This window comes from Amycolatopsis sp. NPDC114478 (genome assembly GCF_055633805.1).
Genome location: NZ_JBVKDO010000005.1, coordinates 395,308 through 414,471 on the forward strand (window position 1 = coordinate 395,308; position 19,164 = coordinate 414,471).

General features: G+C 69.5%; 21 protein-coding genes. 8 read left to right on the top strand and 13 right to left on the bottom strand.

The annotated features are described in order from the left end of the window. Positions 1-10 precede the first annotated feature (10 nt). Positions 11-583 (top strand): peroxidase-related enzyme, encoded by a 573-nt coding sequence (locus tag ACZ7OH_RS17835; protein WP_470281752.1) that lies wholly within the window; start codon positions 11-13, stop codon positions 581-583. On the opposite strand, the gene ACZ7OH_RS17840 is transcribed toward ACZ7OH_RS17835, so the two are convergent. From ACZ7OH_RS17840 to ACZ7OH_RS17855, 4 genes are all read right to left on the bottom strand, one after another. Next, positions 556-1,509 carry a bifunctional helix-turn-helix transcriptional regulator/GNAT family N-acetyltransferase gene (locus ACZ7OH_RS17840; RefSeq protein WP_470281753.1) on the bottom strand — a complete coding sequence of 318 codons (954 nt, stop codon included), beginning with the start codon at positions 1,507-1,509 and terminating at the stop codon, positions 556-558. The genes ACZ7OH_RS17835 and ACZ7OH_RS17840 overlap by 28 nt on opposite strands. A gap of 227 nt (positions 1,510-1,736) precedes the next feature. Beyond that, positions 1,737-1,886 carry a hypothetical protein gene (locus ACZ7OH_RS17845; protein ID WP_167379635.1) on the bottom strand — a complete coding sequence of 50 codons (150 nt, stop codon included), beginning with the start codon at positions 1,884-1,886 and terminating at the stop codon, positions 1,737-1,739. Positions 1,887-2,121: 235 nt separating this feature from the next. Further along, on the bottom strand, positions 2,122-3,312 hold the full coding sequence (locus tag ACZ7OH_RS17850) for an AAA family ATPase (protein ID WP_400897148.1): 1,191 nt from the start codon (positions 3,310-3,312) through the stop codon (positions 2,122-2,124). 154 nt (positions 3,313-3,466) lie between these two features. After that, positions 3,467-4,201 carry a MerR family transcriptional regulator gene (locus ACZ7OH_RS17855; protein WP_470281754.1) on the bottom strand — a complete coding sequence of 245 codons (735 nt, stop codon included), beginning with the start codon at positions 4,199-4,201 and terminating at the stop codon, positions 3,467-3,469. Positions 4,202-4,379: 178 nt separating this feature from the next. Here ACZ7OH_RS17855 and ACZ7OH_RS17860 point away from each other — a divergent pair, with 178 nt between their 5' ends. Further along, the gene (locus tag ACZ7OH_RS17860) at positions 4,380-4,919 is read left to right on the top strand and encodes a DoxX family membrane protein (protein ID WP_470281755.1); all 540 of its coding nucleotides are present in this window, start codon (positions 4,380-4,382) and stop codon (positions 4,917-4,919) included. Between the two features lie 49 nt (positions 4,920-4,968). Here ACZ7OH_RS17860 and ACZ7OH_RS17865 read toward each other — a convergent pair whose 3' ends face one another. Beyond that, entirely contained in the window at positions 4,969-6,258 is a 1,290-nt protein-coding gene (locus ACZ7OH_RS17865; RefSeq protein WP_470281756.1) for an acetyl-CoA C-acetyltransferase, read from the bottom strand. A gap of 92 nt (positions 6,259-6,350) precedes the next feature. On the opposite strand from ACZ7OH_RS17865, the gene ACZ7OH_RS17870 reads away from it, so the two are divergent. Beyond that, on the top strand, positions 6,351-7,685 hold the full coding sequence (locus ACZ7OH_RS17870; protein WP_470281757.1) for a 3-oxoacyl-ACP reductase: 1,335 nt from the start codon (positions 6,351-6,353) through the stop codon (positions 7,683-7,685). 1 nt (position 7,686) lies between these two features. Beyond that, positions 7,687-8,520 carry a MaoC/PaaZ C-terminal domain-containing protein gene (locus ACZ7OH_RS17875; RefSeq protein WP_470281758.1) on the top strand — a complete coding sequence of 278 codons (834 nt, stop codon included), beginning with the start codon at positions 7,687-7,689 and terminating at the stop codon, positions 8,518-8,520. Here ACZ7OH_RS17875 and ACZ7OH_RS17880 read toward each other — a convergent pair. After that, a complete protein-coding gene (locus tag ACZ7OH_RS17880; protein WP_470281759.1) occupies positions 8,515-9,168 on the bottom strand; it encodes a TetR/AcrR family transcriptional regulator in 654 nt (217 codons plus the stop codon). The genes ACZ7OH_RS17875 and ACZ7OH_RS17880 overlap by 6 nt on opposite strands. A 126-nt stretch (positions 9,169-9,294) precedes the next feature. Between ACZ7OH_RS17880 and ACZ7OH_RS17885 the strand changes: the two genes are divergently transcribed. Both ACZ7OH_RS17885 and ACZ7OH_RS17890 read left to right on the top strand, forming a co-directional pair. Further along, positions 9,295-9,957, top strand: a complete 663-nt coding sequence (locus tag ACZ7OH_RS17885; RefSeq protein WP_470281760.1) for an SCP2 sterol-binding domain-containing protein — start codon at positions 9,295-9,297, stop codon at positions 9,955-9,957. 51 nt (positions 9,958-10,008) lie between these two features. After that, positions 10,009-10,578 (top strand): SCP2 sterol-binding domain-containing protein, encoded by a 570-nt coding sequence (locus tag ACZ7OH_RS17890; RefSeq protein ID WP_470281761.1) that lies wholly within the window; start codon positions 10,009-10,011, stop codon positions 10,576-10,578. On the opposite strand, the gene ACZ7OH_RS17895 is transcribed toward ACZ7OH_RS17890, so the two are convergent. Continuing rightward, positions 10,575-10,958, bottom strand: coding sequence for a very short patch repair endonuclease (locus ACZ7OH_RS17895; RefSeq protein ID WP_470281869.1), 384 nt, complete (start codon positions 10,956-10,958; stop codon positions 10,575-10,577). The two genes, ACZ7OH_RS17890 and ACZ7OH_RS17895, sit on opposite strands and share 4 nt — an antisense overlap. A gap of 81 nt (positions 10,959-11,039) precedes the next feature. After that, the gene (locus ACZ7OH_RS17900; protein ID WP_470281762.1) at positions 11,040-11,507 is read right to left on the bottom strand and encodes an FxsA family protein; all 468 of its coding nucleotides are present in this window, start codon (positions 11,505-11,507) and stop codon (positions 11,040-11,042) included. A 68-nt stretch (positions 11,508-11,575) separates the two neighbouring features. On the opposite strand from ACZ7OH_RS17900, the gene ACZ7OH_RS17905 reads away from it, so the two are divergent. Then, complete coding sequence (locus tag ACZ7OH_RS17905) at positions 11,576-11,794, top strand: hypothetical protein (RefSeq protein WP_470281763.1); 219 nt, start codon at positions 11,576-11,578, stop codon at positions 11,792-11,794. Positions 11,795-11,845: 51 nt separating this feature from the next. Then, a complete protein-coding gene (locus tag ACZ7OH_RS17910) occupies positions 11,846-12,874 on the top strand; it encodes a pentapeptide repeat-containing protein (protein WP_470281764.1) in 1,029 nt (342 codons plus the stop codon). Here the strand turns inward: ACZ7OH_RS17910 and ACZ7OH_RS17915 are convergent. The 5 genes from ACZ7OH_RS17915 to pdhA form a co-directional block, all read right to left on the bottom strand. Then, positions 12,871-14,817 (bottom strand): ABC transporter ATP-binding protein, encoded by a 1,947-nt coding sequence (locus ACZ7OH_RS17915; protein ID WP_470281870.1) that lies wholly within the window; start codon positions 14,815-14,817, stop codon positions 12,871-12,873. The genes ACZ7OH_RS17910 and ACZ7OH_RS17915 overlap by 4 nt on opposite strands. Before the next feature lie 20 nt (positions 14,818-14,837). Further along, positions 14,838-15,422 (bottom strand): TetR/AcrR family transcriptional regulator, encoded by a 585-nt coding sequence (locus tag ACZ7OH_RS17920; RefSeq protein WP_470281871.1) that lies wholly within the window; start codon positions 15,420-15,422, stop codon positions 14,838-14,840. Between the two features lie 123 nt (positions 15,423-15,545). Next, positions 15,546-16,871, bottom strand: a complete 1,326-nt coding sequence (locus ACZ7OH_RS17925) for a dihydrolipoamide acetyltransferase family protein (RefSeq protein ID WP_470281765.1) — start codon at positions 16,869-16,871, stop codon at positions 15,546-15,548. 16 nt (positions 16,872-16,887) lie between these two features. Next, positions 16,888-17,880, bottom strand: coding sequence for an alpha-ketoacid dehydrogenase subunit beta (locus ACZ7OH_RS17930; protein ID WP_452061659.1), 993 nt, complete (start codon positions 17,878-17,880; stop codon positions 16,888-16,890). Further along, positions 17,880-19,085: a pyruvate dehydrogenase (acetyl-transferring) E1 component subunit alpha gene (gene pdhA / locus ACZ7OH_RS17935; RefSeq protein ID WP_400897121.1), complete on the bottom strand. Its 1,206-nt coding sequence runs from the start codon at positions 19,083-19,085 to the stop codon at positions 17,880-17,882. Before pdhA ends, ACZ7OH_RS17930 begins: the two co-directional genes overlap by 1 nt. Positions 19,086-19,164 lie beyond the last annotated feature (79 nt).

Here is a 19,164-nt window from a genome sequence, read left to right on the forward strand (position 1 = left end):
CGTGCGGAGTATGAGCGACGTGAGCCGGTTCCCGGTGGTGGACCTCGAAGACCTGCCCTACGACCTGCGCGAGCGCGTCGGCGCGATCGCCGAGAAGTCGGGGTTCGTCCCGAACATCTTCCGCGCCCTCGGCCACCGGCCCGCCGAGCTGCGCGCCTTCCTCGACTACCACGACGCCCTGATGGAACGCCCCGGCGGACTCACCAAGGCCGAGCGCGAGCTGGTCGTCGTCGCCACGTCCGGCGCGAACCACTGCACCTACTGCGTCGTCGCGCACGGGGCCATCCTGCGCATCCGCGCCAAGGACCCCGAGCTGGCCGACCGCGTGTCGAGCAACCCGTGGCAGGTGGAGCTCGACGAGCGCGGCCGCGCGATCGTCGACCTCGCGCTCGCCCTGGCCCAGGACTCGGCGTTGTTCGGCGAAGGCGACCTCGAAGCCGCGCGCGACGCCGGCCTCACCGACGACGAGATCTGGGACGTCGGCGCGATCACGGCGTTGTTCGCGATGTCGAACCGCCTCGCCCACTTGACCGCGCTGCGCCCGAACCCGGAGTTCTACCTGCTCGGCCGCGTGCCGCGGTAGAACTCCAAGCGCCAGGTCTCGTCGGTCAGCTTCGGGCCCCAGTCGTCGAAGTCTTCTTCGCGGACGAGCTCGAAGCCGGCCGCGCGGTAGATCGAACGCGCGGCGGTCAAGATCGAGACCGTCGACAGCTCCATCGCCTGGTAGCCGTGCGCGCGGGCGAACTCGACGCACTCGGTGACCAGCCGCTTGCCGACGCCGTGGCCCCGGGCCGACGGCTCGAGCAGGAGCAACCGCAGCTTCGCGGTGTCCTCGTCCGGGCCGCGGGTGCACGCGATGCTGCCGACGCGTTCGTCGTCGAGCTCGGCGATCCAGAACGCCTGCCGCGGATCTTCGCGGCTTTCGGTGAAGTCGGCGACGATGCGGGCGACCAAGCCCTCGAACCGGGCGCCGAAGCCGTACTCGCGGCCGTAGAGCGCGCCGTGGCGTTCCACCACCCAGCCGAGGTCACCCGGTCGTGGCGGCCGCAGCACGAGCGCCGGGTCGCGACGGCGGTCGCCGACCAGGTCGCCGATCGTGCGCATCGCAGTCAGCAGCCGCTGCTGGTCTTCGTCGGCGAACCGGCGCAGCAGCCCGCCGATCTGCTCGGTGGACCGGGCGTTCAGCACGGCGAACGCGTCCCGGCCCGCGGCCGTCGGGCGCACGAGCTGGCGCCGGGCGTCTTCCTCGGACCGTTCGCGCGCGATCAGCCCGCGCGACTCGAGCCGGGCGAGCAGCCTGCTGGCGTACCCGGCGTCCAGATCGAGGCGTTTGCGCAGCTCGGTGACCGGCAGCGGGTCCTGGTGCGCGAGCTCGAAGAGCACGCGGGCTTCCGGCAGCGAGTACTCGGCGTCGGCCGGTCCCTCGTCGAGCACCCCGATGACCCCGGTGTAGAGCCGGTTGAAGGCCCGGACCGCGGCCACGCGACCGGCCAGCTGAACGTCGTTCATTGACCACCTCAACAAGTTCGTTGACGAAGTCAAAGATTACTCGACAGGCCGGCCCGGGCAAGGGATTTACCGGGGACATGGGAAACCCCGCGATGCTGCCAGGTCGGGGGTCCGCCAGCATCACGGGGTCGTAGGGGGTATCGACAGCACTTTGGGTGTCGTTACATGTTCAGCACTTTGTGGCATAGGTCACTCGAATGGGCGACTGCCACGGGGTGGAACAGAGGTCAGCGCATGTAGCCCGAGCGAGCCTGCGCGATCGCGATGAGTTCCTGACGGACCGTCGCGGTCGCGGCGGTGTCGATCGCCCGGTTCAGCGCCCGGCGAGTGCGAACCTCGGCGCGACGGGCACGGAGCTTGGCGGCGATGTTGTTCATCGTGTTCTGCATCCCCTTCGAGGGTCTTGGTGGCTTGTGCCTCTAGTATGCACCTTTTTTCACAAGGAATCCAACGAATGTCCGGTGACTTGGCGCACTCGCCGATGAATCATCGGCAAACTTGGGTATGCGCCGGAGAGATCGTGGGTGGCGGCGGTCACGGCGAGGCAACCCGCTACATGTTTCTAAGGCTCTCTAGCGCAGGAACTAGAAAGCCTTAGGAATGTGGATAGGGTCAGTCGCGGCCGAGCAGGTAGTGGCCGAAGTGCGGCACGGTGAAGGCGATCTGGCCCCGCTCGGCGGAGTAGACCAGGCCTTTCTTCATCAGGCTGTCGCGCGCCGGCGACAGCGAAGACGGCTTCCGCCCGAGGAACACGGCGACGTCGGCGGTGCCGGCCGGCTCGTCGCGGCCCTGGGTCAGCGACGCCATCGCCTGCAGGTACTCGCGCTCGGCCGGCGTCGCGCGGTCGTAGCGCGAGCCGAAGAAGCCGACGGCCAGCTCGGACTCGGCTTCGGGCGCGGCGACCTGGACGTCCTTGACGGTGATCGGGTCGGACGGCGCCGCGTCCCAGGCCGCCTTGCCGTAGGCCTGGATGAAGTACGGGTAGCCGCCGGACGCGTCGAAGAGCGCGTCGAGGGCTTCCGGCTCGATGCCGGCGTCCTCGCGCTCGATCGGCGCCATCACGGCGTAGTCGGCGTCCGCGCGGTCGAGCCGGTCGATCCGCGCGTACCGGAAGAGCCGCTCGGAGTAGGACTTCGACGCCGAGAGCACGGCGGGCACGTGCGGCAGCCCCGCCCCGACGACGACGAGCGGCGCCCCGGACTGCGAGAGCTCGTGACAGGCGGCGCACAACGCGGAGACGTCGTCGGGCTGCAGGTCCTGGATCTCGTCGATGAGCAGCGCGACGCCGGTCCCGACGTCCGCGGCCAGCTCGGCGACGTCGGTGAAGAGCTCGACGAGGTCGATCTCGATGTCCCCGGAGTCGGCCCGCCCCTGCGCGGCGGGCACGTCGATGCCCGGCTGCCAGCGGTCACGCAGCTTGGCGTCGGCTTTGTTGGCCCGCAGCGCGAAGGCCTTGAGCACGCCGAGCACCTCTTCGACGCGGTCCGGAGCGCGGTGCCGCACGGCGAGGTCCCGGATGGCCCGGTGCAGCGCGGCCGACAGCGGCCGCCGCAGCTCGGCGTCCGGCCGGGCTTCGATCTTCCCGGCCCCCCACTTGTGCCGCACGGCCATCGCCCGCAGCTCCCCGAGGAGGACGGTCTTCCCGACGCCCCGCAGCCCGGTGAGGACGAGACTGCGTTCGGGTCTCCCCCGCGCAACCCGTTCGAGCACGACCTCGAAGGCCTTGAGCTCACGCTCGCGCCCGGCCAGCTCGGGCGGCCGCTGCCCGGCGCCCGGCGCGAAGGGGTTGCGGATGGGGTCCACTCTGCCAAGTTATCGACGTATCTAGCGCGAGCCCGATATTCCGCCATAGACAGCTAGGGCGTGTCGCCGGAGTTCGACCGGATGGCCGTACATAGAGACGAACAGGTCTGCAGCCCTGCTCGTCCCTACCCCCAGCGCGCACTACGACGTAGCACTACTCGCCGAGGTTCCGTTCCGCGTAGATCTTCATCGCGTCGCGGACGAATTCCGCTCCGCCGCCTTCGAACCCGTAACGCGGGTCGTCGACGTACAGCTGCCCGAGCCCCGCGAAGTACCCCGCGGACACCGACGAAACCGCCGGCCGGAGCCACTCATGCAGCCGCCGCGCGATCGCCTGGACCTCGTCCGAATCCGGCGTCGAGCCCGAAGCGTGAGCCGTGCCGAACGCCGCCGCGATGTCCACCTGCTCCTGCTGGTGGGCCTTCTTCTCGTCGGCCGACAACGAACTCCACCACTGGTCACCGCGCCGGTACGCGTCCGCGCCCCAGCGGCGCGTGACCTCCTCCTCGTACTGCGTGTGGTCGAAGCCGTCGAAAACTTCTTCTGCCATCAGTCGTTCACCTCCCTTCAGTTTCCGCAAAGTGGTCCGGACCGACTCGATCTGCCGGCCGATCCGTCGCCGCTCCTGTTCGAGCAGCTCCAGGTGCGTCTCGAGCGCCGCGGCGCTGTCGCGGTGCCCGTCGAGGACCTCCGCGATCGCCGGGAGCCCGAGGCCCAGTTCGCGCAGCAGCAGGATCCGCTGCAGCCGGACGAGCGCCTGCTCGTCGTAGTAGCGGTAGCCGTTGCCGCCGACGCGGCTGGGCTCGAGCAGGCCGACCGCGCCGTAGTGGCGCAGGGTCCGGCTCGTCGTCCCCGCCGAGCGGGCGAGGTCCTGGATCGACCACTCCATGCCGACGACGATAGAAGTTGACGCAGCGTCAAGGTCAACTGCTAAAGCTTTATAGCCTCATCTAGTAATGACACGATATTTCCGCAGAAACCCCGATGAGGATTCGACGGCGGGACGAGCGGGCACCCACGGAGTAGGTTCGACCAGGCAGTGGCCCGTACGAGGAAGGCAAACGACCGTGATACTCCGTCGAGTGGCACGTCCCCTGCTCGCCACGATCTTCGTGACGGGCGGAATCAATGCGCTGAGGCACGCCGAAGGGCACGCGAAGGCGGCGGAACCCTTCCTCAACAGCGCGTTCGAGAAGGTTGGCGACGTCGTGCCGGCGCAGGTTCCGCGCGACGCGGTGACGCTCGTCCGCATCGACGCCGCCGTGAAGATCGGCGCCGGTCTCGCGCTCGCGGCCGGCAAGGCCCCGCGGCTCGCGGCCGGGCTGCTGCTCGGCAGTCTCGTGCCGACGACGCTCTCGACGCACAGCTTCTGGACCATCAAGGACCCGGGCGAGCGCCAGCAGCAGCAGATCCAGTTCTTCAAGAACGCGAGCCTGGCCGGCGGCCTGCTGCTCGCGGTCAGCGACACGCACGGCAAGCCGTCGGCGGCCTGGCGCGCGCGTCACGCCGCGAAGGACGTCAGTGCCGCGGCCGGGAAGCTGAGCCGCAAGGCCGAGAAGCGCGCGAACAAGCTCGCCAAGCGGGCCCAGAAGGCGCTCCCCAACTAGAACGCGAAAAAGGGCCGCCCCCAGCGAGGGGCGGCCCTTTTTCGTGCGGTTACTTCTCCAGGATCGCGGTGACGCCCTGGCCGCCGGCCGCGCAGATCGAGATCAGGCCGCGGCCGGACCCCTTCTCGTGCAGCAGCTTCGCCAGCGTCGCGACGATCCGGCCGCCGGTCGCGGCGAACGGGTGCCCGGCCGCCAGCGACGAGCCGTTGACGTTCAGCTTCGCCCGGTCGATCGCGCCGAGCGGCTCGTCCAGGTCCAGCTTCTCCTTGGCGAACGCCGGGTCCTCCCACGCCTTGAGCGTGGCCAGCACCTGCGACGCGAACGCCTCGTGGATCTCGTAGAAGTCGAAGTCCTGCAGCGAGAGCCCGGCGCGGGCGAGCATCCGCGGCACGGCGTACGCGGGCGCCATCAGCAGGCCCTCTTCGCCGTGGACGTAGTCGACGGCCGCGGTCTGCGAGAACGTCAGGTACGCGAGCACCGGCAGCTTGTGCGCCTTCGCCCACTCGTCGGTCGCGAGCAGAACGGTCGACGCGCCGTCGGTCAGCGGCGTCGAGTTGCCCGCGGTCATCGTGCCGTCCGGACCCCCGAACGCCGGCTTGAGCTTGGCGAGCTTCTCCGCGGTCGAGTCCGCGCGCAGGTTCTGGTCGCGCGCGAGCTTGAGGAACGGCGTCACGAGGTCGTCGAAGAACCCGCGGTCGTACGCGGCGGCGAGCTTCTGGTGGCTGCTCGCGGCCAGCTCGTCCTGCGCCTCGCGCGTGATCTCCCAGATCTTCGCGGTGAGCGCCGCGTGCTCGCCCATCGAGAGGCCGGTGCGCGGCTCCTCGTTGCGCGGGATCGCCGGGACGATGTGGCCCGGCCGGATCTTCGCGACGAGCTTGAGGCGTTCGCCGAGCGTCTTCGCGGCGTTGAGCTGGATGAGGATCTGGCGCAGGTCCTCGTTGACGGCCAGCGGCGCGTCGCTCGTGGTGTCGACGCCACCCGCGATGGCCGAGTCGATCTGGCCGAGCGCGATCTTGTTGGCGACGTTGACGATGGCCTGCAGACCGGTGCCGCACGCCATCTGGACGTCGGACGCGGGCGTCGCGGGCGAGAGCTTGCTGCCCAGCACGCTCTCGCGGGCCAGGTTGAAGTCCTTCGAGTGCTTGAGCACGGCGCCGGCCGCGACCTCGCCGATCACCTCGCCCTGCAGTGAGAAGCGGCTGACCAGACCGTCGAGCGCGGCGGTGAACATGTCCTGGTTCGACGCCTTCGCGTACGGGCCGTTGGACCGCGCGAAGGGGATCCGGTTGCCCCCGATGATCGCGACCTTGCGTACAGCGGGAGTTTTCCTCGGCGGCATGACTTCACCTCTCTGGTCGTGTCCCTCACACTGTAACCTACTAGCGAGTAGGTTAGACTGCGACGTGACGCAGACTGCACGGGAGGCAACCGATGGCTGACAGGTACCAGCAGTTCACGAAAAGCCCGGTGGGGAAGTTCGTGGTGCCGAAGCTCGGCCTGCCCAACCCCGCCACGCTGCGCCGGTACAAGCCCGGGCAACCTGCCCTCGAGGGTCCCGCACTTCTCGGCGCCGCGCCTGGCGGGCGGCTCGAAAAAACCGTCCGTGACCAGCTGGCCGACGCCGGCATCGACGTCGTCACCACTTCGGGTGATCGGCACGCGGCGCTCGTCTTCGACGCCACCGGCGTCACCGACCCTTCGCGCCTGCGTGAGGTCTACGACTTCTTCCACCCGTTGATCCGCAGCGTCGGGCCGTCCGGCCGGGTCGTCGTCCTCGGCACGCCGCCGGAGCAGGTCGAAGGCCGCGAGCGGATCGCGCAACGCGCTCTCGAGGGCTTCGTGCGCTCGGTCGGCAAGGAGCTGAAGCGCGGCGCGACGGCGCAGCTCGTGTACGTCGCCGAAGGTGCCGAAGAGGCGACGGAGTCGACGCTGCGCTTCCTGCTCTCCGCGAAGTCGGCGTTCGTCGACGCGCAGGTCATCCGGATCGGCGCCGAGGGCAAGACGGCGTCCGCGCCGGCGAACTGGGAGAAGCCCCTCGACGGCAAGGTCGCGCTGGTGACCGGCGCGTCCCGCGGCATCGGCGCGGCGATCGCCGAGGTGCTGGCCCGCGACGGCGCGCACGTCGTCGCGCTCGACATCCCCGCGCAGGGCGGCGACCTGTCGAAGGCGGCCAACAAGATCGGCGGGTCGTCGCTGCAGCTCGACATCACTTCGCCGAGCGCGCCCGCGAAGCTCGCGGAGTACCTGAAGGAGCGCCACGGCGGCGTCGACGTCGTTGTCCACAACGCGGGTATCACCCGCGACAAGACGCTGGGCAACATGAGCGAGAGCGCGTGGGACTCGGTGATCGCCGTCAACCTCGTTTCGCAGCTCGCGGTGAACGACAAGCTGCTCGGCGACCGCGTGCTGAACGAGAACGGCCGGATCATCGGTGTCTCGTCGATCGCGGGCATCGCCGGCAACGTCGGCCAGACGAACTACGCGACGTCCAAGGCGGGCGTGATCGGCATGGTGAACGTCGGCGCGCCGCAGCTCGCCGCGTATGGCGGCACGATCAACGCCGTCGCGCCCGGGTTCATCGAGACCAAGATGACGGCGGCCGTCCCGCTGTTCATCCGCGAGGCCGGCCGGCGGCTGTCGAGCCTCGGCCAGGGCGGCCTGCCGGTCGACGTCGCCGAGACGATCGCCTGGTACGCGAACCCGGCGTCGGCCGCGGTGAACGGCAACGTGGTCCGCGTCTGCGGCCAGGCCCTGCTGGGGGCCTGACGTGGTGATCCGCGAACTCGACAGCACGCCGAGCCTGGCGACGCTGTACCCGAAGGCGCTGCTCGGCTTTCGCAAAACGGGCTCATCGCTGCCCGACACCGAGCTGGTGCGCACGGGTGTCGTCGTCGACCCGGCGCACCTCGCCGCGTACAACACGGTCTGCGGGTTCCGGCTGAGCGACGAGCTGCCGGCGACGTACCCGCACATGCTGGCGTTCCCGCTGCAGATGGCGCTGATGACCGAGCCGGGGTTCCCGTTCCCGCTGCTCGGCATGGTGCACGTGGCGAACCGGATCACCCAGCACCGCGCGCTGCGGCTGGGTGAGGCGTTGACGATCCGGGTGCGCGCGGAGAACCTGCGTCCGCACGAAAAGGGCCGGCAGTTCGACGTCGTCAGCGAAGCTTGGGCCGGGGATGACCTGGTGTGGGTCGACGTCAGCACATATCTGCGCCGCGGTTCTTCTTCGGGTTCGTCGGGGCGTCGCGAGCAGCTGGCCCCGCCGACGCCGGACGCGATCTGGCGGGTCCCGGGCGACATCGGCCGCCGCTACGCGGAGGTCTCCGGCGACCGCAACCCGATCCACCTGCACCCGCTGACGGCCCGCCTGTTCGGCTTCCCGCGCGCGATCGCCCACGGCATGTGGACGAAGGCCCACGCGCTGGCGGCGTTCGAAGGACGGCTGCCCGCGGCGGTCACGATCGACGTCAAGTTCAAGCAGCCGGTGCTGCTGCCGGCCAAGGCGGGTTTCACGTCGTGGGCCACCCCGGAGGGCCGGGCGTTCGAGCTGTGGAGCAAGTCGAAGCCGCACCTGGAGGGCACGATCACCTCACTATGAGGGCTTCCAGACCTCGCCCTCGATGAGGTCGTTGAAGCCCAGCCAGACGAGGTTCATCAGCCAGGACGCCAGGACGCCGTCGGAGATGTCGGGGTGGTCGAGGGCCCAGTCGGCCAGCGACTCGGCCGCCCCGACCAAGGCCGCGGACAGGCCTTCGCCGGAGAACTCGGCCTGCTCGCCGACGCCCTTGCGGGTGCCCGCCGACACGACCAGGGCCGCGACCAGCTGGATCGCCCGCGCCCGCATGTCGGTGACCTCCGCGGCGAACGTCCCGCCGACGGTGAGGGCCTGGCGGTGCAGCACCGTCCACGACTCGCGGTACTCCGCGACGAACCGGTAGAACGACCGCAGGCCGTGCCAGAGCTGCATGTCCGGTGGCAGGTCGGGCTGGACGCCGGCCTGGATGGCCTCGAGCAGCCGCGTCGCCTCGCGGCGGATGCACGCACCGAACAGGTCCTCTTTGGACCCGAGGTAGGTGTAGATCATCGGCTTCGAGACGCCGGCGACGTCGGAGATCTCGTCCATCGAGGCCGCGTGGTAGCCGTGGCGCGAGAAAACCTGGACGGCGGCGTCCAGGATCTGCCGCTCGCGCACCGCGCGCGGCAGCCGCCTGGCCCGTTCGGGCGGACGCTGATCATCCTCTGACACGCTGGACCTCCCTGTTGCTGCCGAGAGACGGTACCGGGCGCTGCCCCGGCAGGGTGATTTCGGCACGCTTGCCCGCCTACCTACTGGCGGGTAGCCTTACGCGTGAGTAACAGCAGAGGAGTGACCATGGCCGACAACGCCGGGATGACCAGCGCCGATCAGGTCGCGGGGCTCCGTGGGGCGGCGCTGCTGGACGCCCTGGAGCGGCTCGACCCGCTGAGCCCCGAGGCGCACGCCCTCGACGTGAACGCCCTCGCCGACGCGGTCAACCCACGCGACCTCGGCAAGGACGACTTCCGAAGACTCTTGAACGCGCTCCTGAGGCTGGCCGCCCGCGCACCGGCGTTCGACTTGAGCAAGGTCGACCCGGCGCGTTTCGCGTCCCTGGTGGCTTCGGCATCGCGCGCGCAGCTGGAGAGCGTCGTCGCGGAGCGCCCCCTGCGTGAGCGGGTGCTCGAGGAGATCTTCGCCCGCATGGGCGCGCACATCCGGCCGGACCGGGCCCGCGACCTGCACGCGGTGGTCCACTGGCGCCTGTCGGGCGGCATCGGCGAAGGCGGCTACGACCGCTACGAGACGGTGATTTCCCACGGCTCGTGCACGGTGAGCCGGGACATGCACTCGGCCCCGCGGGTCACGATCACCATCGCACCGCCGGACTTCTTCCGCCTCATCACCCACCAGGCGACGCCGGCGGTGTTGTTCGTCACGGGAAGAATCAAGGTCAAGGGCGATTTGGCGTTCGCGGCGGGCCTGATCGGATACTTCGACCTCCCGCACCCCGTATAGTCCGTCGCTGTGCCCCGAAAAGCGAAGTGGCGCCTTTCCCGGCCCCGCGGAGTGCGCGCCGGCCACGCGGTCAACGCGTTCGCGGACAAGCTGGTCATCGCCAATCTGACACCCGCGCAGTTCATCCAGGTCCTGGAAACCCTGCACATGCTGGGCTCCGCCGGCGCGGGCATCGAGCTGAGTTCGCTGTCAACGGACGTCCTGGTGGACGTGGTCCGCCGAGCGTCCCGCGACCAGCTGAAGGCGATCGCAGACCACCCAGAGCTGCGAGCGGTGTTCCTCGACGAGATTTTCCGCCGAATGTCCGAACATTTCGCCCCCGAGCGCGCGCGTCACGTGGACTTCGTGGTTTCTTGGCGCTTTTCCGAGGGAACGGGCGAGGATGGTTACGACCGTTTCCAGACGGTGATCGAGGACGGGGTGTGCGTTTCCTCAACGGACCTGTCCCGAACCCCGGACACGACGATCACGTTGTCGGTGGACGACTTCATCAGGATGGCAACGGGCAACGCGGCGGTGGCGGCGATGTTCGTAACGGGCCGGGTGAAGGTGAAGGGCGAGTACGCCCCAGCGGTGAGGTTCTCGAGCTACTTCGACATCCCCAAACCGACCACGGCCTAGCCCGTCGCGCGGCGCTCGCGGATCGCGGTGATCACCCGGTCCGCCGCCGTCTCCGCAGTTTCGTGCTCCCACACGCGGATCGACAACCACCCCGCATCGTCGAGGCGAGCGTCGGTGTCGGCGTCACGCCTGCGGTTGGTTTCGATCTTCTCGCGCCAGAATTCCGCGTTGTTCTTCGGCCAGGTCGCGTGCTCCGGGCACCCGTGCCAGAAACATCCGTCGACGAAGACCGCGACGCGGGCGGGGCCGAATACCAGGTCCGCCTCCCGGCGCACTCCATTGACCGGTCGCCGGTGCACTCGGTAGCGGAAGCCGGCGCTGTGGAGGAGTCTGCGCAGGGCCATCTCGATCCCGGTGTTCCGGGACTTCTGCTTGCTCATCCGAATGCGCACCGCGGACGTGGTCTTCAGACGCTCCACGCGCTCATTGTGGCAAGGGGACAGGCTCCGTGCCCAGCGTGACTAGCCCTCGATGACCCGGCCTTCGATGACCGTCGGCTGGTCGCGGCGCGGCTCCCCTGGCGGCACGACCTCGCTGTCCACCACCATCACCGGCCCCCGGCGCTGGTTGGCGAACCGGACCGCCCGCTTCTCCATCCGCCGCAACCACCACCGACGAGCCACCGCGCGTGACGGCGGCAGCATCAACAGCAGCCCCAGGATGTCGCTCACGAAGCCCGGGACCAGGATCAACACCCCGCCGAGCGCGACGAGCATCCCGTCGGTCAGTTCCTTCTCCGCCGGTTGCCCGGCGCGGGCCGCGGACATGAACGCCCGCATTGCCTTGCCGCCCTCGCGGCGGGCCAGCCACGACCCCAGGAACGCGCCGGCCAGGAGGAGGCCCAGCGTGCCGAGGACGCCGACGGCCGAGCCGACCGCCCAGATCGCGGCGATCTCGGCGATGACGTAGAGCAGGAACGCGACAGCCATACCCGGTCAACGAACGACCTGTCCGATTTGCTCCCGGGCCCCCGGAGCAGGGGCTAGTCTCACCCCTCGTGTCCGACTGGCTCCGCTGGCTCTTGATCGCGCTGTGCCTGGTCGCGGGCTTGCTCGTGCTCTGGCGCGGGCGTCGTCAGCGGAGGGCGTTCTTCCCCGGGCTCACCTGGACGCGGCGGAAGCGGGAACGCCGCCGGCGCGGGATGGTCGTCTCCGTTCTCGGCTGGTTGGCTGTGGCCCTGGTCGTCGCCGGGGCCACCGGCGGTGGCCTGCTCTGATTCCTCGGCTGGCCGCGGCTGCCGGCCGCCGGTCAGTTCGACGTCTCCCAGGTGCTCGACCTGCTGAAGATCGCCCTGTCGGTCGTTGCCGGGTTCGGTGGGGTGGTGCTGCTCGCCGTCAACTACCGGAAGCAGCGCGTCGCCGAAGACGAGCACGACCTGGCCATCCAGCGGGCGGATCGCGAGGTCGTCCAGAAGTTCAACGAACGGTTCGGCAGCGCGGCCGAGCAGCTTGCGCACGACAGCCCGGCCGTCCGGCTGGCCGGGGTCTACGCCATGGCCGGTCTCGCCGACGACTGGGCCGACAAGCGTCAGGTCTGCGTCGATGTCCTGTGCGGCTACCTCCGGATCATCCGCGAGGAAGCCGGCGGCGAGGTCGAGGTGCGGGAGGCGATCCTGCGCGTGATCCGCGACCGCACCCGCCAGAGCGGGGAACTGTCCTGGTCCGCGCTCGACTTCGACTTCACCGGCATCACCATCGAGAACGCCGATTTCGCGCGTCGCAAGTTCAGCGGCGAAGTCCTGTTCGACGGCGCGGAGTTCGTCGGTGGCGTGGCCTCCTTCGCCGGCGCCGAGTTCGGGAAGCTGAGCTGCCACGGCACCCGCTTCTCCGCCGCCGAAACGAACTTCGGCGGAATGACCATCACCGGCGGCAAGGCCGAATTCGTCGGTGCGGAGTTCGCCGGCGAAAAGGTCGATTTCGCCGATGGGTACCTGCGCTCCTCGTCAGTGGCCTTCTTCCGTTGCCGCTTCCGGGCGCCCGTCGTCGACTTCTCGAAGCTGGACTTCACCTTCGGCCGGGTGGTGTTCGACCGGTGCGACTTCGCGGACCTCGAACTCGACCTCTCACTCGGCCTCGAGGCCCAGCCGCCCTTCGTGGTGCCGCTGCTCGCCGAGAACTGCCGGTTCGAACGGTGCCGGATCGAGCTGGGCCGGAGTGGCCACGGGGTCAAGCTCGCTGACTGCGTGCTCGACACCGTGACCATCGCCGACGCCCAGGAACATCGGCGGACGCACCCGTGGCCGGGCAACGAGCTGCGCGGTGGCACCTCGCTGCCCAGCCATTACGTGACGCCCTAGCTCGGCACCTCGTCGAGGTACGCGCGCGCTTGGAGGGTGAACAGCTCTGCGTAGCCCGCGTTTGCCGCCATCAGCTCCTCGTGCGTTCCGTACTCCGCCACCTTTCCGTGGTCCAGCAGGAGGATCCGCTCCGCCTGGCGCACCGTCGAGAACCGGTGCGAGATGTACAGCGTCGTCCGGCCCTCGGACAGCTCGCGCAGCCGTGAGAACAAGTCGTGCTCGGCCTGCGCGTCCAATGCCGACGTCGGCTCGTCCAGGATCAGCAGCGGCGCCTCCCGCTGGAACGCCCGGGCCAGCGCGATCTTCTGCCACTCGCCACCGGAAAGCGAAACGCCCTGGTCGAACCAGCGGCCCAACGGGCTGTCGTAACCGCTGGGCAGGCGCTCGATGCGCTCGTCCGCGCCCGCTCGGCGCGCCGAGTCCTCGATGTGCGGCCGATCTTCCAACCGCGAAAGATCGCCCAAGCCGATGTTCTCCGCCGCCGTGCCCTGGTACGTCACGTAGTCCTGGAACATCGCGCTGATCCGCGTCCGCAGCTCCACCGGGTCGTACTCGCGGATGTCGACGCCGTCCAGCAGGATCCGGCCGCCGGTCGGGTCGTACAGCCGGCAGAGGAGCTTGAACAGCGTCGACTTGCCCGCGCCGTTGCGGCCGACCACCGCCACCGTCTCGCCCGGCTGGATCTCGAAGCTGACGTTGTCCAGCGCCGGCTCCTCCGCACCCGGGTACGCGAAGGTCACCGACTCGAACTCGATGTGACCCTCCACAGTGGACGGGAAAGGGCGGGGCGTGGGAGGCGCCGTGATCTCCGGTTTCGTGTCCAGGAAGCGGTACAGCGTGTCCAGGTACAGGTTGTTCTCGTACATCCCCGAAAACGCCGTGAACAGCCCGGACACCGACGTCTGCACCGAAGTGGCCGCGGCCGTGTACAGCGCCAGATCGCCGAGCGTCAACCGCCCGCCGACCGCCTCCAGCGCGATGTACAGCGCGATCGCCGAGCCCACGAACGTGCTCAGCAGCCCCCAGGACGTCGAACTGATGTTGCGGTTGATCGTCAGCTTCCGCTGCCGCTCGTACGACACGAGCCCGAGCCGGCGGAACCGGTCGACGAAGTACGGGCCGAGCCCGAACAGCTTCGTCTCCTTGGCGTACGTGTCCGTTGTGACCAAAGAGGACAGATAATCCATCCGGCGCTTGATCGGCGACATCAGGAACGTCAGCCAGAACGCGCGCGAGCCGTACTTCGACTGCGAGATGAACGCCGGGATCGGCGCCAGCAGCGCGACCAGCGCGAGCAGCGGGCTGATCGCGACGAGCAGCGCGACCATGCTGCCGAACGTGATGAGCGTCCGGACGAGCCCCAACGCGGAGTTCATCATCGACAGCGGCCGCGTCGGCGCCTCTTGCGCGGCCTGGCGCAGCATGTCGTACGACGTCGAGCCCTCGAAGTACGCGAGGTGCAGCTCGCTGGCGTGCGCCATCACCTGGTGGCGGATGGTCAGCGTCATGCGCTCCTGCAGCAGCGACTGCGCGATCGACGTCATCGCGCTGCTGATCGCGGTCGCGGCGAGCACGCCGAACTGGAACAACGCGACGTTCACGATGTCGGCCGTCGTGCCGCGGTGCTGGATCGCCGCGACGACCGAGTCGAGCAGCAGCTTCGCGACGTACGCGGTCACGGTCGGCAGCAGGCCGGACAACAGCGTGATCAGCGCCAGGAGGATCGTCAGGATCGGGCTGGCCTGCCACGTCAGCTTGACGACCTTCGGCAGGCCGCGGACCGTCCCCGCCACCGACGTCCTCGCCCGCTTGAGCCGCGAACGCAGGTCCTTCGGCTGGTCCTCCGGCTTCGGTTCGGGAATGTCGACGGGCCCGGTGAGCCCGCTCTCCGGCACCGTCGTCGCGTGCCGCCGGCGACCGCGCCGGGCCAGCATGAACTCCATGCCGCCCCCACCGCCCGGGATCACGGGGCCTCCACGGCGCCGTGGAGGAAGACGTCGACCACCTGGCGCGTGGTGGGGGCGTCGTCGATCGGCGCCATCCGGCGGCCGCCGAACAGCAGGGTCAGGAACAGGGCGGCGAGCTGCTCGGGGGTCAGCCGCAGCCGGTCCTTGTCGGGTTCGAACAGTTCGGTGATCGCGCCGCGCATGGCGGTCATCGACTCGCCGCGGCCGCCCTTCATCGAGCGGCTCTTCGCGCGCTGCTCCGGGTCGCGGTGCCGGACGCGGCCGGACGCGTGCAGGGCGCCCATCAGCGCGCCCATCCGCTCGAAGTGGGCGCCGAGCGCGTCGGCGGCCTCGACGAGCCGGTCCGCCAGGGGCTGCTCGACGGGGATCTCGGCGATCGCGTCGAGGACGTGGTCGGGGCGCAGCACCTCGGCGGTGCAGGCGTCGAACAGCTCGTCCTTGTCCTTGAACGCGCGGAAGATGGTGCCCTCGCCGATGCCGGCGGCGCGGGCGATCTGGCTGGTCGTGACCGCGGTGCCGTGCTCCATGAGGAGCGGCAGCACCGCGTGCACGATCATGGCGCGCCGGTCTTCGGCGCTCATGCTCGGCGCTCTGCGCCGGGTTTCGGGTGCTGGGGTCATGCTGCCATTGTGCGGAGTGAGTGCTCACTCAGTCAAATGAGTAAAAGTGAGGGCCGCCCGAAGACGGCCCTCACCTGCGGAAACTCAGTACGTCATCGCCATGGCCGGGTCGGCCAGCAGGGCGCCGACGTCGGCCAGGAACTCCGAGCCCTGCTGGCCGTCGACCACGCGGTGGTCGAAGCTCAGCGACAGCTGCAGCACCTTGCGGACCTTGATCTCGCCGTCCACCACCCACGGCTGGTCCTTGATCGCGCCGAGGCACAGGATCGCGGACTCGCCCGGGTTGATGATCGGCGTTCCCGTGTCGACGCCGAACACGCCCACGTTGGTGATCGTGATCGTGCCGTTCGCCATGTCCGCCGGCGACGTCTTGCCCTGACGAGCGACCTCCGTCAGCTCGGTCAGCGCGATCGCCAGCTCCTTCAGGGACATCGAGTCGGCGTCGCGGACCTTCGGCACGATCAGGCCGCGCGGGGTCGCCGCCGCGATGCCGAGGTGCACGTAGTCCTTGTAGACGATCTCCTGCGCCGCTTCGTCCCAGACCGCGTTGACGTCCGGGGTGCGCTTCGCCGCCAGGCACACGGCCTTCGCCGCGAACGTCAGCGGCGTCACCTTCACGCCCGCGAACTCCCGCGACTTCTTCAGCTTCTCGAGGAACTCCATCATCGGCGTGACGTCGATGGTCAGGAACTCCGTGACGTGCGGAGCGGTGTACGCGCTCTGCACCATCGCGGCCGCGGTCATCTTGCGGACGCCCTTGATCGGCACGCGCCGCTCACGGGAGCCGCTGTCCACAACGGACTCGACGACCGGTGTGCCGTTGGCCGCCCGCTCGACGTCCTCGCGGGTGATCACGCCGCCCGACGCGGTGCCGGTCAGCGCGTGCAGGTCGACGCCGAGGTCCTTCGCCAGCTTCCGCACCGGCGGCTTCGCCAGCGGGACGTACCCGCCGCGCGGAGCAGCCGGAGCAGCCGGGGCAACCGGAGCAGCGGGAGCGGGCGCCGGAGGCGCGGCGACGGCAACGGCCGGCGCAGGTTCCGAACCCTTGCGGGCCCGCCGCTGCGTGACGACGGCCTTGGAGCCGTAGCCGACCAGCGGCTTCATCTCTTCTTCTTCGACCGGCGCGGCGGCAACCGGGGCCGCGGCCGGAGCCGAAGCGCCACCCGGGTCGACGTCGATGGTGAGGATCGGCGTGCCGACCTCCACCGTCTGCCCCGGCTCGACGAGCAGCTCCGTGACGACCCCGGCCCACGGGATCGGCAGCTCGACGGCGGCCTTCGCGGTCTCGATCTCGACGACGATCTGGTTGACCGTCACCGTGTCGCCCGGCTTCACGTGCCAGTTCAGGATGTCGGCTTCGGTCAGCCCCTCGGCGGTATCGGCCAGGGGGAACTGTTTGTACGTAGGCATTGCGCGGAGATCCCCCTTACCAGGCGAGCGAGCGGTCGACGGCGTGCAGCACCCGGTCCAGGTCGGGGAGGTAGTGCTCCTCGAGCTTGGCGGGCGGGTACGGCGTGTCGAACCCGGTCACCCGGAGGACGGGCGCTTCCAGCGAGTAGAAGCACTCCTGCTGGACGCGCGCGGCGATCTCCGACGTCAGCGACGACTCGGACGGCGCCTCGGACAGCGCGATCAGGCGGCCGGTCTTGCGCACCGACTCGAACACCGGGCCGAGGTCCAGCGGCGAGAGCGTGCGCAGGTCGATGACCTCGAGCGACTTGCCCTCGTCCTCCGCCGCGGCGGCCGCGTCGAGCGCGACCTTCACGGACGGGCCGTACGCGACGACCGTCGCCGTCGTGCCTTCGCGCACGACCTGCGAGGAGAACATCTTCTGCGGCGTGCCCGCGACGTCGATTTCGGCTCGCAGCGCACCCGAGTGGTACAGGCGCTTCGGCTCGAAGAACAGGATCGGGTCGTCCGACTTGATCGCTTCCTGGATGCCCCAGTAGGCGTCGACGGCGTTCGAAATGGACACGACCTTGAGGCCCGGGATGTGCGCGAACAGCGACTCCGGCGACTCCGAGTGGTGCTCGACCGCGCCGATCCCGCCGCCGAACGGCACCCGGATCACGACGGGCATCTTGACCTTGCCCTGCGTCCGGTAGTGCAGCTTCGCCAGCTGCGAGGAGATCTGGTCGAAGCCCGGGAAGATGAAGCCCTCGAACTGGATCTCGCACACCGGCCGGAAGCCGCGCACGGCCAGGCCGACCGCGGTGCCGATGATGCCGGACTCCGCGAGCGGCGTGTCGAGCACGCGCTGCTCGCCGAAGTCCTTCTGCAGGCCGTCGGTGATCCGGAAGACGCCGCCGAGCTTGCCGACGTCCTCGCCCATGATCAGGACCTTGGGGTCTTCTTCCATCGCGCGGCGCAGACCGAGGTTGAGCGCCTTGCCGATGGTGAGTTTCTGGAGGTCGGACATCAGTGCTCACCCGCCGATACGAAGCCGTCGAGGTAGGACAGGAACTCTTCGCGCTGCGCGTCCAGCACCGGGTTGCCCTCGGCGTAGACGTTGCTGAAGATCCGCTCCGGCGGGGGCTCCGGCATGTTGAACGTGTATTCGCGCAGGTCGGCGGCGAAGGCGTCCGCGTCGGCCTGGACGCTGTCGAAGTAGGCCTGGTCGGCGTAGCCGCCGCGGGCCAGGAACGCCCGGACGCGCTCGATCGGGTCCTTGAGCTTCCACTCCTCCAGCTCGTCGGAGAGGCGGTAGCGGGTCGGGTCGTCGGTCGTCGTGTGCGCGTCCATCCGGTAGGTGAACGCCTCGATCAGGACGGGTCCGTTGCCGTGCCGGCACTCGTCGAGCGCCCAGCGCGACACCGCGAGGCAGGCCAGGACGTCGTTGCCGTCGACGCGGATGCCGGGGAAGCCGTAGCCGCGGGCGCGCTGGTACAGCGGCAGGCGCGACTGGCGCTCGGTCGGCTCGGAGATCGCCCACTGGTTGTTCTGGCAGAAGAACACCAGCGGCGCGTCGTAGACGGCGGCCCAGACGAATCCTTCGTGGACGTCACCCTGCGAGGTGGCGCCGTCGCCGAAGTAGCAGATGGTCGCTTCGCCGTCGTCGTCCCCGACCTTGCCCTCGAACTTCTGGCCCATCGCGTACCCGGCGGCGTTGAGCACCTGGTTGCCGATCACGATGGTGTACGGGTGGAACCCGGTGCCCTGGTAGTCCCAGCCACTGTGGTCGGTGCACCGGAAGATGCCCAGCAGGTCCTTCATGTCGACCCCGCGCGCGTACGCGACGCCGTGCTCGCGGTAGCTGGGGAACGCCATGTCGTTCTTCTTCAGCGCCCGGCCGGAGCCGATCTGCGCGGCTTCCTGCCCGAGCAGCGGGACCCAGATGCCGAGCTGGCCCTGGCGCTGCATGGCGTTGGCTTCGCGGTCGGCCCGCCGCACCAGCACCATGTCGCGGTAGAGGCCGCGCAGCGCTTCGGCGTCGATGTCCTCGACGTACTTGTCGAACTGGGGCGAGGGGACCCGTTCGCCTTCGGGGGTGAGCAGCTGAGTCAGCTCAGCGCCACCTTCGCTGGTTGCCCGCAATCCGGCGATCACCTGCTCGGGGGACGGCTGGGCCGCGACGGCGGCCGGCCCGTCTCCAGGCTCCGGGTGCGTCCACTGTTCGGACGGCATGCGCAGTTCTCCTCGGTGTCGGTGCCTCTGGCGGCCGCTTGTGGCGACCACAGCGACTGCACCGGCGGGGACCAGCGCA

Coding starts and splice junctions, on each gene's coding strand:
- ACZ7OH_RS17835 (WP_470281752.1), top strand. CDS start 11: ATGAGCGACGTGAGCCGGTTCCCGGTGGTGGACCTCGAAGACCTGCCC.
- ACZ7OH_RS17840 (WP_470281753.1), bottom strand. CDS start 1,509: ATGAACGACGTTCAGCTGGCCGGTCGCGTGGCCGCGGTCCGGGCCTTC.
- ACZ7OH_RS17845 (WP_167379635.1), bottom strand. CDS start 1,886: ATGAACAACATCGCCGCCAAGCTCCGTGCCCGTCGCGCCGAGGTTCGC.
- ACZ7OH_RS17855 (WP_470281754.1), bottom strand. CDS start 4,201: ATGGAGTGGTCGATCCAGGACCTCGCCCGCTCGGCGGGGACGACGAGC.
- ACZ7OH_RS17865 (WP_470281756.1), bottom strand. CDS start 6,258: ATGCCGCCGAGGAAAACTCCCGCTGTACGCAAGGTCGCGATCATCGGG.
- ACZ7OH_RS17870 (WP_470281757.1), top strand. CDS start 6,351: ATGGCTGACAGGTACCAGCAGTTCACGAAAAGCCCGGTGGGGAAGTTC.
- ACZ7OH_RS17885 (WP_470281760.1), top strand. CDS start 9,295: ATGGCCGACAACGCCGGGATGACCAGCGCCGATCAGGTCGCGGGGCTC.
- ACZ7OH_RS17895 (WP_470281869.1), bottom strand. CDS start 10,958: ATGAGCAAGCAGAAGTCCCGGAACACCGGGATCGAGATGGCCCTGCGC.
- ACZ7OH_RS17900 (WP_470281762.1), bottom strand. CDS start 11,507: ATGGCTGTCGCGTTCCTGCTCTACGTCATCGCCGAGATCGCCGCGATC.
- ACZ7OH_RS17915 (WP_470281870.1), bottom strand. CDS start 14,817: ATGGAGTTCATGCTGGCCCGGCGCGGTCGCCGGCGGCACGCGACGACG.
- ACZ7OH_RS17920 (WP_470281871.1), bottom strand. CDS start 15,422: ATGAGCGCCGAAGACCGGCGCGCCATGATCGTGCACGCGGTGCTGCCG.
- ACZ7OH_RS17925 (WP_470281765.1), bottom strand. CDS start 16,871: ATGCCTACGTACAAACAGTTCCCCCTGGCCGATACCGCCGAGGGGCTG.
- ACZ7OH_RS17930 (WP_452061659.1), bottom strand. CDS start 17,880: ATGTCCGACCTCCAGAAACTCACCATCGGCAAGGCGCTCAACCTCGGT.
- pdhA (WP_400897121.1), bottom strand. CDS start 19,085: ATGCCGTCCGAACAGTGGACGCACCCGGAGCCTGGAGACGGGCCGGCC.